The following is a 13,855-nucleotide window of genomic DNA, read 5'->3' as shown; positions in this document are numbered from 1 at the left end:
TCACCTTATGACAGGCTGACAAAGATGGATCAAACGAGGAGCAATATCTGCCAGGGGTAAAATCCAGTCTACGGCAGTTGTTGCGATCGCTGCTTCGGGCATCATCCGACTTTCGGAAGTTTTGGGGTCTTGAACGATGGCTAAGCCACCACGGGCCTTGATTCTAGCCAGACCTTGCGCTCCATCCCGACCTGACCCAGTTAAAATCACGCCGATCCCCCGCGCCCCATAAGCATCAGCGGCTGACTCAAACAACACATCAATAGACGGGCGGGCATAAGACACAGGCATCTCTGTAGACAAAGCAAACCGACCCACATCCTCTACTAATAAATGATAATCAGCGGGAGCCAGATACACTTGGCCCGGAACAATGGCTTCTTTGTCTTCTGCGTCTTTCAGGGGTAACACACTACAAGATTGCAAAAATTGACTGAGGCTGGTGTCGGAGTCTTTATGTCGATGTTGCACGATCGCGATGGCAGCAGGAAAGGTAACAGGTAGTTTTTTAAGTAGAAGTTCTAGGGCACTTAGCCCTCCTAAAGAAGTCCCAACGACCACCAACTCGAAGTACGGTTGGGTGCGCGGGGGCCGACTATTTAATCCGTCGGTAAAGCTTTTCACGGCTTTCCAACTCCTCATAACAATCTTCGTATTTCGTCAGTCTTAGAGATTCTTGATGGCCCACTCCTAAAATGCCAAACCTGCCCAAACTTTCGTATAACAGCTTATGCACCCGCTCCTGTAAGGTGTTGTTGAAATAAATCAAGACGTTACGACATAGGATGACGTTGAATTCATTAAAGGAAGCGTCGGTGGCTAGATTGTGCTGGGAGAAAATCAAATTCTCTTTGAGCGTCGCGCGAAAAATTGCATTGTCATAAGCAGCCGTATAGTACTCAGAGAACGATCGCTTCCCCCCTGCCTTGAGATAGAGCTGGGTGTATTCTTGCATCAGGTGTAGTGGAAAAATGCCTACCTTGGCTTGACGCAGAACCGATTCATTCATATCTGTGGCATAGATGCGGCAACGGTGATACAGACCTTCTTCCTGCAACAAGATTGCCATTGAATAGACTTCTTCTCCAGTCGAGCAACCAGCATGCCAAATCCGAATAAAGGGATAGGTGCGTAAGAGGGGCACCACCTTTTGCCGAAAAGCTAGATAGAAGCTGGGGTCTCGAAACATCGAGGTGACATTCACCGAAAGCCCCAGCAGGAAGCGCTCTAAGCATTCAGGTTCGTGTAGGATTTTCTCTTGCAGACCAGAGATACTTTTTAGGTGTTCGGCGCGAATAGTATTCCAAATCCTCCTTTTGATAGAAGCCAAGGCATAGTTACGAAAATCGAACCCGTAGTGGCGGAATACTCCTTCCAGCAGTAAGTGAATTTCTAGTTCCTCAAGGTTGTTCATTTGCTATAGAAGTTATTAAAAGTGTAAGAACTCCAGGATTTTCGTTTTTACACTTTTAATTTTGCCTTCTACCTATTGATACAACCAGACACGTAGGAGAGAGAGTAACTGCTCTGTATCTACCGGTTTGGTGATGTAATCTGAAGCGCCCGCCTCTAAACACTTCTCGCGATCGCCCTGCATGGCCTTGGCAGTGAGGGCCACCATCGGCAATGCATCGAAGACACTCAACTGGCGAATCGTTTGCATGGTTTCGTAACCATCCATTTCTGGCATCATCACATCCACCAAGACGATGTCTACATCTGGGTTGTTTTGCAACACAGTAATGCCATCGCGCCCATTTTCTGCGTACAACACCTGCATCTGATACCGCTCTAGCAGGCTGGTGAGGGCAAAGATATTGCGGACATCATCATCCACAATCAGCACCTTTTTGCCTTCGAGTATCGGGTCATTTTGCCGCAGTTGCTCTAGCATCTGGCGCTTGGGTTGTGGCAAGTCGGATTGCACCCGATGTAAGAATAGCGCCGTTTCATCTAGGAGGCGTTCGGGCGATCGCACATCCTTGATGATGATGGTTTCGGCCATCCGTTTCAGCTCAGTTTCTTCTTGCTGGCTCAGCTCCTTGCCTGTGTAAACAATAATCGGCAATTTCGCTAGCCCCACTTCCTGTTTTAAGGCTTCAATCAGCTCTAAACCTGTCATGTCAGGCAGGCCGAGATCGAGCACGATACAGTCAAAGTGGTTGTCTCTCAACATTTCTAGAGCTTCCGCCCCTGAGCCAACGGCTGTAGTTTCAACATCACCATTGCCGATCAGTTCGACAATGCTTTGACGTTGGATTTGGTCGTCTTCTACCACCAGAAGGTTCTTGACTCGACGCTCGACAAATTCTTTGATTTGAGTCAAGGCGTTGGTCAAGTTTTCGCTGGAGATCGGCTTCTGCATGTAGGCGATCGCCCCCAATTGCAAGCCGCGTTGCCGCCCTTCTTCCACCGTCAAAATATGAACTGGAATATGGCGGGTGTCTGGGTTGTGCTTTAGGCGGTCTAGCACCGTCCAGCCATCCATATCGGGCAAGCGAATATCCAACATCACCGCATCGGGCTTGAAGTCGCGCGCCATAGAGAGGCCCATGCTGCCGCGTAAAGCAACTAGCACCTTAAAGCCTTCGTTACGCGCCATGTCAATTAGCACGCGGTTGAAGTTGAGGTCGTCCTCAACGATCAGCAAGACGCGATCGCCCGGTTCAATATTGCTGCGGTCATCACTGAGTTCGGGCAAGGGCAGCATCATTGAGCTAGGAGGTGACTCAGTCAAATTCAGCGCGGCAATATTGGCCGCCAATGTCGTGGCAGCGAAATCTGGGCCATCTCCGTTGGGTGCTTCCCGCCGTCCCAGTTCTACCCGAATGGGCATCTGAGGTGCTGGAGCGGCAGTGGGTGGGGCTTGGTAAGCCTGCGGTAGGTATAGCGTAAACGTGCTTCCTTGTCCCGGAGCGCTGGTCAGCCTAATTTCACCGCCCAAGAGACGGGCAATTTCTCGGCTGATCGAGAGGCCCAATCCGGTGCCGCCATACTTGCGGCTGGTCGTGCCATCTGCCTGCTGGAATGCTTCAAAGATAATCTTCTGCTTGTCCGCTGGAATGCCAATGCCCGTATCGGTCACAGAGAAGGCAATCACCGTATTAGCACGGCTCAAGCTTTCTTTCTCTGGGTTCCAACCTTGGGCTGCCGCCGTCATGCTGAGGGTAACAGAGCCGCGCTCGGTAAACTTGAAGGCGTTGGCCAGCAAATTCTTCAGCACTTGTTGTAAACGCTTGGAATCGGTATAGATGGCGCGGGGGAGGCGCTCATCCAGCTCGATGTTGAACTGCAAGCTCTTATCCTGAGCCACTTGGCCAAAGGTGCGATCGATGTAACCGCGTAGATCGGTGAACAACATCTGGTCAATATCGACCGACATAGTGCCCGATTCGATTTTGGCTAAGTCCAAAATGTCGTTGATTAGCTCTAGGAGGTCGGTACCCGCTGAGTGGATGGTTTGGATATACTCCACTTGCTTTTGGGTCAAGTTGCCGTCGCTGTTGTCGGTTAACAGTCGAGCCAGAATCAGCAAGCTGTTGAGTGGAGTCCGGAGTTCGTGGGACATATTTGCCAAGAACTCAGACTTGTACTTGGAACTGAGGGCCAATTGCTCGGCTTTTTCCTCCAGCGATCGCCGCGCTTGTTCGATTTCGCGGTTCTTGCGCTCCACCTCTTTGTTTTGCAGCGACAGCAACTCGGCTTTTTCTTCCAGTTCTTCGTTGGTCTGCTGCAATTGCTCTTGCTGGTTCTTCAGCAACTCTTCCGAAGCCTTCAGCGATTGCGCTTGTTGCTCTAGGCGCTTGTTGGTGTCGGTGAGTTCCTTCTGCTGGACTTGCAGTTCTTCGGCCAAGGATTGAGACTGCTTCAGCAGTTCTTCCGTCCGCATACTGGCCGCGATCGTGTTTAAGACGATGGCGATACTTTCAGTCAGTTGGTCGAAGAAGGTGAGGTGAATATCACTAAACTGCCGGAAGGACGCCAGCTCGATCACAGCAGTCACTTGGCCTTCAAACAACACGGGTAAGACAACCACATTGCGAGGTGTGGCTTCTCCCAGGCCAGAACTAATCTTGATGTAGTCGTCTGGGACTTCGCTGAGCAGAATCCGTTCTTTCTCTAGAGCACATTGACCCACTAGACCTTCACCGATGCCAAAGCGGTTTGCCAAGTGCTTGCGCTCACGGTAGGCATAGGTGCTGAGCAGCTTCAGGAAAGGAATATGCATTTCGCCCGGTTCCATCAGGTAGAAGACCCCATGCTGAGCCGAAACCAGCGGAGCCAACTCGGACAGAATCAGCTTGGAAACGGTTTCCAGGTCGCGCTGACCTTGCAGCATCCGGGTGAACTTGGCCAAGTTGGTCTTGAGCCAGTCTTGCTCGGTGTTCTTCTGCGTTGTTTCGCGCAGGTTGGCGATCATCTGGTTGATGTTGTCCTTCAGGACTGCCACCTCCCCTTGCGCCGCCACAGAAATCGAGCGGGTCAGGTCGCCCTTGGTTACCGCCGTTGCCACCTCGGCGATCGCTCGCAGCTGAGTAGTAAGAGTGGCCGCCAGTTCGTTTACGTTGTCGGTCAAGGCGCGCCAAGTTCCAGAAGCCCCCGGTACTTTCGCTTGACCGCCCAGCTTTCCTTCAATCCCTACCTCGCGGGCTACCGTCGTTACCTGGTCGGCGAAGGTGGCCAGCGTGTCGATCATCTCGTTGATCGTGTCGGCCAGGGTTTCGATTTCACCCTTGGCATCCAGCATCAACTTGCGCTTCAGGTCACCGTTCGCCACCGCCGTTACCACTCGCGCAATCCCCCGCACCTGCGCAGTGAGGTTGCCTGCCATCGAGTTCACGTTGTCGGTCAGGTCTTTCCAGGTGCCTGCAACTCCGGTGACTTGCGCTTGACCGCCCAGTTTTCCTTCGGTGCCTACTTCACGGGCGACCCGCGTTACCTCAGAGGCGAAGGAGCTGAGCTGGTCCACCATCGTGTTGATCGTGTTCTTCAAGTCGAGAATTTCACCCTTCACATCCACGGTGATTTTCTTGGACAAGTCGCCGTTCGCGATCGCCGTTGCCACCTCCGCAATGTTCCGCACCTGAGCGGTGAGGTTGCCTGCCATCAAGTTCACATTGTCCGTGAGGTCTTTCCAGGTTCCCGCGACCCCTCGGACGTAGGCTTGTACCCCCAGTTTTCCTTCGGTACCCACTTCGCGGGCAACTCTAGTTACCTCAGAGGCAAAGGAGTTGAGCTGGTCCACCATCGTATTGATCGTGTTCTTCAGCTCTAGAATCTCGCCTTTGACGTCTACCGTAATCTTCTTTGAGAGGTCACCGTTGGCCACCGCCGTCGTCACTTCCGCGATGTTCCGCACCTGCGCGGTTAGAGAACCCGCCATGAAGTTTACCGAGTCCGTCAGGTCTTTCCAGGTACCTGCAACCCCCGGCACGACCGCTTGTACACCCAGTTTTCCTTCGGAGCCTACCTCACGGGCAACTCTGGTTACTTCAGAAGCAAAGGAGTTGAGCTGGTCCACCATCGTGTTGACCGTATTTTTCAGCTCTAGAATCTCGCCTTTGACGTCTACCGTAATCTTCTTGGAGAGGTCACCGTTCGCCACCGCTGTCGTGACTGCGGCAATGTTCCGTACCTGCGCTGTCAGAGAACCCGCCATGAAGTTTACCGAGTCCGTCAGGTCTTTCCAGGTGCCTGCTACGCCTCGGACATCGGCTTGCACACCCAGTTTCCCTTCGGAACCCACCTCCCGGGCAACTCTAGTTACCTCAGAAGCAAAGGAGCTGAGCTGGTCCACCATGATGTTGATGGTATTTTTCAGCTCTAAGATTTCGCCCTTCACCTGCACGGTGATTTTCTTGGAGAGGTCACCGTTGGCGATCGCGGTCGCAACTTCGGCAATGTTTCGCACCTGGGCTGTCAGGTTGCCTGCCATCGAGTTCACGTTGTCAGTCAGGTCTTTCCAAACCCCCGCTACACCACGAACTTCGGCTTGTACCCCCAGTTTCCCTTCAGTACCCACTTCACGGGCGACTCTAGTTACCTCAGAAGCAAAGGAGCTGAGCTGGTCCACCATCGTGTTGATGGTGTTCTTCAGCTCTAAAATCTCACCCTTCACATCCACGGTGATTTTCTTGGACAAGTCACCGTTCGCTACCGCCGTCGTCACTTCCGCGATGTTCCGGACTTGCGCGGTGAGGTTGCCTGCCATCGAGTTTACCGAGTCGGTGAGGTCTTTCCAGGTGCCTGCCACCCCACGTACTTCCGCCTGCACACCGAGTTTTCCTTCGGTTCCCACCTCACGGGCGACTCTGGTTACCTCAGAAGCAAAGGAGTTGAGCTGATCCACCATGATATTGATGGTATTCTTCAGCTCTAGAATCTCGCCTTTTACGTCTACGGTAATTTTCTTGGAGAGGTCACCGTTCGCTACCGCCGTCGTCACTTCGGCAATATTCCGCACCTGCGCGGTCAGCGAACCCGCCATGAAGTTCACGGAGTCGGTCAGGTCTTTCCAGGTACCCGCCACCCCGCGCACATCGGCTTGACCACCGAGCTTCCCTTCCGAGCCTACTTCCCGTGCCACTCTGGTTACCTCAGAGGCGAAGGAGTTGAGCTGGTCCACCATCGTGTTGATCGTGTTCTTCAGGTCGAGAATTTCACCCTTCACATCTACGGTAATCTTCTTGGACAAGTCGCCATTCGCCACTGCGGTCGTCACTTCGGCGATGTTCCGCACTTGGGCTGTCAGGTTACCTGCCATCGAGTTCACGGAGTCGGTCAGGTCTTTCCAGGTACCTGCTACGCCTCGCACTTCAGCTTGTACGCCCAGTTTTCCTTCGGTACCTACTTCCCGCGCCACACGGGTTACCTCAGAAGCGAAGGAGTTGAGCTGGTCCACCATCGTGTTGATCGTGTTCTTCAGCTCTAGAATCTCGCCTTTGACATCTACGGTGATTTTCTTGGAGAGGTCGCCATTCGCTACTGCTGTCGTCACTTCCGCGATGTTCCGCACTTGGGCTGTCAGAGAGCCTGCCATGAAGTTTACCGAGTCGGTCAGGTCTTTCCAGGTGCCCGCGACGCCCCGAACTTCGGCTTGACCACCGAGTTTTCCTTCTGCACCTACTTCCCGCGCCACCCGCGTTACCTCAGAGGCAAAGGAGTTGAGCTGGTCCACCATGATGTTGACGGTGTTCTTCAGCTCCAGAATCTCGCCTTTCACGTCTACCGTAATCTTCTTCGAGAGGTCACCATTCGCCACTGCTGTCGTCACTTCGGCGATGTTCCGTACTTGCGCAGTCAGGTTGCCTGCCATCAAGTTCACGGAGTCGGTGAGGTCTTTCCAGGTGCCTGCTACGCCTTTCACCTCGGCTTGCACACCTAGTTTTCCTTCAGTTCCCACCTCACGGGCGACTCTGGTTACCTCAGAGGCAAAAGAGTTAAGCTGGTCTACCATCGTGTTGACGGTGTTTTTTAGCTCTAGAATTTCGCCTTTCACGTCTACCGTAATCTTCTTGGACAAGTCACCGTTGGCGATCGCCGTCGCAACCTCGGCAATATTCCGTACCTGTCCGGTCAGGTTGCCTGCCATCAAGTTGACGTTATCGGTCAAGTCTTTCCAGGTGCCTGCCACACCCTTGACTTCGGCTTGCACGCCCAACTTACCCTCGGTGCCTACCTCGCGAGCTACACGGGTTACCTCAGAGGCAAAGGAGCTAAGCTGCTCCACCATCGTGTTGACGACTTGAGCCGTTTGTAAAAACTCACCTTTGAGCTGGCGACCTTCAATTTCGGTCGGGATGGTTTGCGACAAGTCACCATGCGCTACGGCTCGGATGACCCGCGACGTTTCTACAGTAGGTTGCACCAAGTCGCTGATTAAGCTGTTGATCGACTCTAAGCAAGAGCCCCAAGAACCGCCCGCATTTCCAAGCGACGCTCGCTGAGTGATTTTGCCTTCTTTACCAACAACTTTGCCAATTCGTTCTAGCTCCTTGGTCATCCGCTCATTCAGCTCGATGACATCGTTAATCGCATCAGCAACCTTGCCTGCCATCCCGGTGTACTCATCAGCCATGCGAACTGAAAAGTTACCTTTCTTAACGGCACTGAGTATCTTTAGTAACTGTCTGAGGTCCAAGTTCTCGGTATCTTTGGTAACTTGTTCAGCGGGCATAGCCTGATCCTTTTAGAGCAATGAGGATACGAATAATTAGGGAGTTGCCGCCACCAGCCAAGATCTGTGCCGAACCAGACCTCCTGTAGTAGCAGTCAAGGACGAGAGAGCAGAGTTAACGAGTGCAACGACCAACAGAGATAGTTGTGATCAATTATCCGGTGCAAAGGCTGGCCACTGGCTTCTACCGAAAGATAGATGCTAAATCCAAAAATCAGCCCTCAGGTTAGCTGAGACGGGGAAGGTAAAACAACTTAACGGGTTTAACTCAATGACTGTTTCGGTGCAGCTAAATCATTGAACTCTCTGCTTGCTACAGACAGAGTTTGCAATCAAATATACTAAAACGTTATTTTCAGGCGCTGTACGCTACTGCACTTGAGGACGATATTCTGAGATTTCATGGCAGGCATCCCTGTTCATTTCTGAGGCCAACAGGCGGCTCTAGAAACCTCTGTTTGATTGCTCCTGCTTGTCTAAAAGTCAGTCAGCATCAGAGGATAGCGACATTAATAAGACTCCTTAGTAACGTCTATCCTGTAGATTCCTGAATTAAATTCACTCCCAACCCCATCAAACTTTAGATCAAAATTAGCCGATATGGAGTCAGTAGCGCCGGAAGCGATCGCTCAACTGAGTTGTCTCCCCCTGTAGCAATCAAACAATCAGCATCACAATCAGCGGATAGTTTGGATTACTGTGGTGATAAGGAGCACGGAAGCGATCGCTCTAAAAGCCCTCAAAGGTTTAGTGCTCACTGGTTTAACAGCTCTAAGGTTTAAGATTTCACTTTATTTATGAAGCCGCAATTTCAAGATCAAGTTGCTTGGGTCCAAGCTGAGCTGCTGATGCAGCCTGCTTTTATTCGTTTACTAGATAATATCCGCAAGCAGTTGGATCAATCGGACTGGAAAGGGACTTATCAAGATGTGCAAACTTGGCCAGAAGGTACACCAGAGGCGATTCAAGCTCAAGTCAAGCACCTGCAAGCAGAGCTAGCTACTGCTTCACCAGAACAAGCGGCTGAAATTGAACAAGCCTTGGCGCATCTACCTACACCTTTTCCTGGGTATCTCTTGTGCTTAGAAAAACAAGATCAGCAAGTCCAAATTGATCTCTGGGAGCTGTGTTACCAAGTTTGTTTTCGTAACTATCTGGTATTTCAAGATAGCTCTGACCCGCAAGCGGTTGAGATTGATACCAGCTTGATTGATGATGAAATGGGAGAGGTCGATTGGAACCGCTTGGACGACAAAGCTCGGCAGCTGATCGAGCAAGTTTTTACAAACCTTCCTGCACGCTAATTTCTAGAGGCATTGTTGAAATTCCATGACTCAAGACCTGCATCAACTTCAAGCGTCTGCTGGCGCTACGTTTGAAGAGATTGGTTCAGCCACTATCCCCGTGAGTTTTAGCAATGATAGCGCCGCTCTTGAGGCTGCTCGGACAGGAGTGGCGCTGTGCGATCGCTCCCATTGGGGTCGCATGCAAATCTCAGATGCCGATCGACAAAACTTCCTGCACAACCAAAGCACCAACGACATCAAGCGTTTGCAACCAGGTCAAGGCTGCGACACCGTATTTGTCACTTCAACGGCTCGCACCCTGGATCTCGCGAGTGTCTACGTCACAGAAGAAACGATTCTTTTACTGGTTTCCCCTAACCGCTGCCAGAGCTTATTGGATTTTCTCGATCGCTACATCTTTTTTGCCGATCGCGTCAAGCTCACCAATCTGACAAACACCACTGCAACCTTTAGTCTGCTTGGGCCTCAGAGCGATGCCCTACTCAATAAATTGGGGGCAAGCTCTCTAATCGGCCAACCCAATGGCAATCATGCTTTGTTTTCTCTAGGAGACAGTGAAGTTCGAGTCGCAGTTGGGAGTGGCTTAGCAATCCCTGGTTATACCTTGTTCTTAGCGGCTGAGTCAGCTGCGAGCTTGTGGCAGCAGTTGGTGGAAGGCGGGGCGGTTCCTTTGGGCGATCGCGTCTGGGAACAACTGCGCGTTCAGCAAGGCCGTCCGGTGCCAGAACACGAGCTCACAGAAGACTACAACCCACTAGAAGCAGGTTTGTGGCAAACTCTCTCCTTTAATAAAGGTTGTTACATCGGCCAAGAAACAATCGCGCGTCTAGATACCTATAAAGGAGTCAAACAACAACTTTGGGGCATCCGTCTCAGTGAACCTGTCGCGGCGGGAAGCACCATTACTTTAGGAGACGAAAAAGTCGGTGTTCTCACTAGTTCGACAACCATTGCTCAGGAAGCATTTGGGCTTGGCTACATTAGAACTAAAGCGGGAGGCGCGGGTTTACAAGTTCAAGTGGGTGCGGCTCAAGGGGAGGTAGTCCCTGTTCCCTTTTTGACTTATAACCGACAATAGAAATAACTTATTGCGGCCTTCACCTCAATCTCGGCCATTATTCATCCTATCCCTGGAGGAAAGCACACAGCAAAAGTATGAAGCGGCAGTTCCGGGAGTTAGGATGGCGACTGCTTCCAGGGGGAATCACAGCCTTAGTGATTGCCAGCTTGACTGCTTTAGAAGTTTGGCGGCCCTTGGAGCAAATTGCTTACAACACGCTGTTTCAACTGCGGGGCGCGATCGCTTGGGACCGAAGCGTGGTGATTGTCGGGATTGATGACCGAAGTTTACGAGACCTAGGACCCTTTCCCTGGTCTCGCCAGCAATATATTCAACTGCTCAGTGTTCTCACCAAAGCTGAGCCAAGTGTGATTGCCTTAAATGTAGTCTTGACGGATCAAGGCCCCCAAGATACTCGACTTGCGACAGCAGTGCAGCAACAAGGGCGTGTGGTTCTGGCCCAAGCTTGGGACGGCATCGGGGGGCCTCTACTCCCCAGTCCTCCCCTCGGCAAAGTTGCTTTCGCCGTTGGCCAAGTTTACAAGAAACAAGATTCTGACGGTCTCACACGAAAAATCGATTTGCAGTTACAGGGGGTGCCTGCCCTAGGCTTAGCCGCCGTTCAGGGGTATAGCTTAGTGCAAGCTCCCGTGGAGCTGCCCAACCTACAAACCCCTTTTTGGGTCAACTGGCCAGGGCCTGTGCGTCAGCTCCAGCACTATTCGTTTGTAGATGTAATCCACCAACAAATTTCCCCTCAAGCCTTCAAGGACAAAATTGTAGTCGTTGGAGTAACTGCGGCGGGGCTCGACTCACTGCCTACCCCCTTCGATCGCAATCCTCCTGCCAGTGGCACGCATCTCCATGCGGCGGTGATCAGCACTCTGCTCCAGCACAACTCTCTGCGGCTACCCCCCCAACCCTGGCTATTAGGGCTATTTCTGTTGGGTGGACCAGGATTAAGCTATGTGCTGAGTCGGTGGTCGACTGAACGCCAAATCACCCTAGGACTAGGTTTATGCGGCATTTGGAGCATTGCCAGCCTACTGTTGCTGCACGCTGGCTACTTAATGCCTGTGGTTCTGCCCATTATTCTATTTAGCACCACGACTGGCACCGTCCTGCTTGAGGAACGATTGCGCGAAAATGCCCTACTTCAGCATGAAGTGAAGCAGCTTTGGCAAGCGCACCACCAAGACCTCGTTGCTCGTAGCCACAGTATCCTGCGCTCTGAGCAAACCCACTGGCAAACAGGCCAACAGCCCGCCTCAATGCAGCCCGTAGCTCAGTTAGCTTTACTAGCTAAGCAATTCGGTCGCTCTCAATCGGCGCAAGCTGCGATCGCCCGGAGTCTTTCCATTGGCTTGTTAGCTGCTGACTTAGATGGTTTGGTGTGGTTTTGCAATCCGATGGCTGCTAAATGGTTGGAGATTAAGGTGGGCGATCGCCTCCATGCCCAACTGATTCCTCGCTGGTTGAGCCAAGGACAATGGCAGTCAGATTTACAGATGTTAAGGCAACAGCAGCCAGTCACTCCCCATGAATTGCACCAAGATGGCACCTGGTTTGAACTAAAGCTAGAACCTTTGCTTTATGGGAGTGTTGAGCCAGAAATTGCGAAACAATCTCCCCACCTGGATGGATTATTGCTGGTCTTGGAAGACATTACTGCCAGGAAGCAAATCGAAGAAAATTTGAGCCATCAAATGCAAGAGCTACAGCGCATGAATTTACTTAAGGATGATTTCTTAAGTACCGTTTCTCATGAACTACGTAGCCCAATGGCTAACATGAAAATGGCTATTTATATGCTCAAGATTGCTAAAACTCAAGAACAAGAAGATCATTACTTCAGAATTCTGCAAGCCGAGTGCGATCGCGAAATCAACTTAATTAATGATTTATTAGACCTGCAACGATTAGAAGCCGCCGCCAAGCCTTTTAATCCAGAGACGATTGATTTGAATGATTGGCTACCCCGACTTGTTGAGCCATTTAAAGAGCGAGCTAGCAATCGCCAGCAAAGTGTTCAAGTTCAAATTCTTTCGGAATTACCTTTGTTAGTTTCAGACCAACCCAGCTTGGAACGAGTTTTAGCAGAACTCCTTAACAATGCTTGCAAATACACCCCACCTGGTGGTGAAATTAAGGCGATCGCTGGTTTTAACTCTCCTTATATAGAATTAAGTGTGAGTAATTCTGGATCAGAAATTCCTGACATTGAGCTAACTCGCATCTTTGAAAAGTTTTACCGGATTCCTCGCAACGATCGCTGGAAGCAAGGAGGAACTGGATTAGGCTTAGCTTTAGTCAAGAAATTGGTCGAGCATTTAGGCGGGATGATTCAAGTAACGAGTGATTCAGAACACACAACATTTACTATTTCGTTGCCCACGCAGCTCTCACAGTCCTAGCTCCAGTGCTAGCTTCAGTGGGCGATCACAGCAAGTTAGATGAGAAGTTGCGATAATAAACTGTTTGTGTCAAGCAGCTTTAACGATCAATTGCTTTTAATTTTCAATGCTTTTGCGTCAAAAAGTTTCTTTTTATTTAGAAGACATTGAAACGCCAGTTGGCATCTTTATCAACTTAGCGATCGCCAGCTTAGTTTTATTGTCTTCAGGTATTTTTGTTGCAGAAACCTATCCAATTTCCGATCTGGTTCGAACAAGGCTAAACACAATTGACTCGGTTATTTTAGTTGTTTTTGCGGTCGAGTATGTTCTTAGGTTTTGGTGCTCTGAGCAAAAAGTTAAATACTTTTTCAGCCTCTACTCAGCCATAGATTTAGTCGCTATTCTGCCATTTTTTCTCGGCGTTACTGATATTAGCTTTATTCGATTACTGCGCTGGTTCCGAATTCTACGGTTGATTCGCTTTGTGGAAGGCACCGCTTTGTTTGGTCGAGTGAGCAGTGAAGATGGAGCTATTTTCACCCGCATTCTATTCACTTTATTTGCCATTATCTTTATCTATTCAGGCTTGATTTATCAAGTTGAGCACCCAATTAATGCAGCGGGATTTAAAACATTTCTAGATGCTTTTTATTTCTCCGTTGTCACCATGACCACTGTTGGTTTTGGCGATGTCACCCCTGTCTCAGAAACGGGTCGATTGCTCACCGTACTGATGATTTTGACAGGCATTGCTCTAATTCCCTGGCAAATTGGGGACTTAATCCGACGATTGGTCAAAACTTCCACACAAGTAGAAACGCAATGCTCTGGCTGTGGTTTGGCTTTGCATGACCCTGATGCCCAGTTCTGCAAAATCTGTGGAACTAGTCTGAAAAGACCATCAACAAAGACATAA

Annotated in this window: 7 protein-coding genes; 4 read left to right on the top strand and 3 right to left on the bottom strand. The window is 50.6% G+C overall.

Features of this window, described 5'->3' with window-relative positions; translation table 11 throughout:
- The 3 genes from H6F72_RS05255 to H6F72_RS05245 form a co-directional block, all read right to left on the bottom strand.
- Positions 1-624 (bottom strand): chemotaxis protein CheB, encoded by a 624-nt coding sequence (locus tag H6F72_RS05255; RefSeq protein ID WP_348252164.1) that lies wholly within the window; start codon positions 622-624, stop codon positions 1-3.
- Positions 596-1,414 (bottom strand): protein-glutamate O-methyltransferase CheR, encoded by an 819-nt coding sequence (locus H6F72_RS05250; protein WP_190432489.1) that lies wholly within the window; start codon positions 1,412-1,414, stop codon positions 596-598. The genes H6F72_RS05255 and H6F72_RS05250 overlap by 29 nt, the downstream gene beginning before the upstream one ends.
- A 72-nt stretch (positions 1,415-1,486) precedes the next feature.
- Complete coding sequence (locus H6F72_RS05245; protein WP_190432488.1) at positions 1,487-8,176, bottom strand: HAMP domain-containing protein; 6,690 nt, start codon at positions 8,174-8,176, stop codon at positions 1,487-1,489.
- Positions 8,177-8,973: 797 nt separating this feature from the next.
- Here H6F72_RS05245 and H6F72_RS05240 point away from each other — a divergent pair.
- The 4 genes from H6F72_RS05240 to H6F72_RS05225 all read left to right on the top strand — a co-directional run bounded on the left by H6F72_RS05240 (position 8,974) and on the right by H6F72_RS05225 (position 13,855).
- On the top strand, positions 8,974-9,480 hold the full coding sequence (locus tag H6F72_RS05240; RefSeq protein WP_190432487.1) for a hypothetical protein: 507 nt from the start codon (positions 8,974-8,976) through the stop codon (positions 9,478-9,480).
- 25 nt (positions 9,481-9,505) lie between these two features.
- Entirely contained in the window at positions 9,506-10,561 is a 1,056-nt protein-coding gene (locus H6F72_RS05235; RefSeq protein WP_190432486.1) for a folate-binding protein YgfZ, read from the top strand.
- Positions 10,562-10,638: 77 nt separating this feature from the next.
- Positions 10,639-12,957: a CHASE2 domain-containing protein gene (locus H6F72_RS05230; RefSeq protein WP_190432485.1), complete on the top strand. Its 2,319-nt coding sequence runs from the start codon at positions 10,639-10,641 to the stop codon at positions 12,955-12,957.
- Between the two features lie 106 nt (positions 12,958-13,063).
- A complete protein-coding gene (locus H6F72_RS05225; RefSeq protein WP_190432484.1) occupies positions 13,064-13,855 on the top strand; it encodes an ion transporter in 792 nt (263 codons plus the stop codon).

The organism is Trichocoleus sp. FACHB-46, from assembly GCF_014695385.1.
In the GTDB taxonomy this organism is placed as follows: Bacteria; Cyanobacteriota; Cyanobacteriia; order FACHB-46; family FACHB-46; genus Trichocoleus.
The sequence above is the reverse complement of the archived record's forward strand: the minus strand, read 5'-3'. Positions and strand labels throughout refer to the sequence as shown.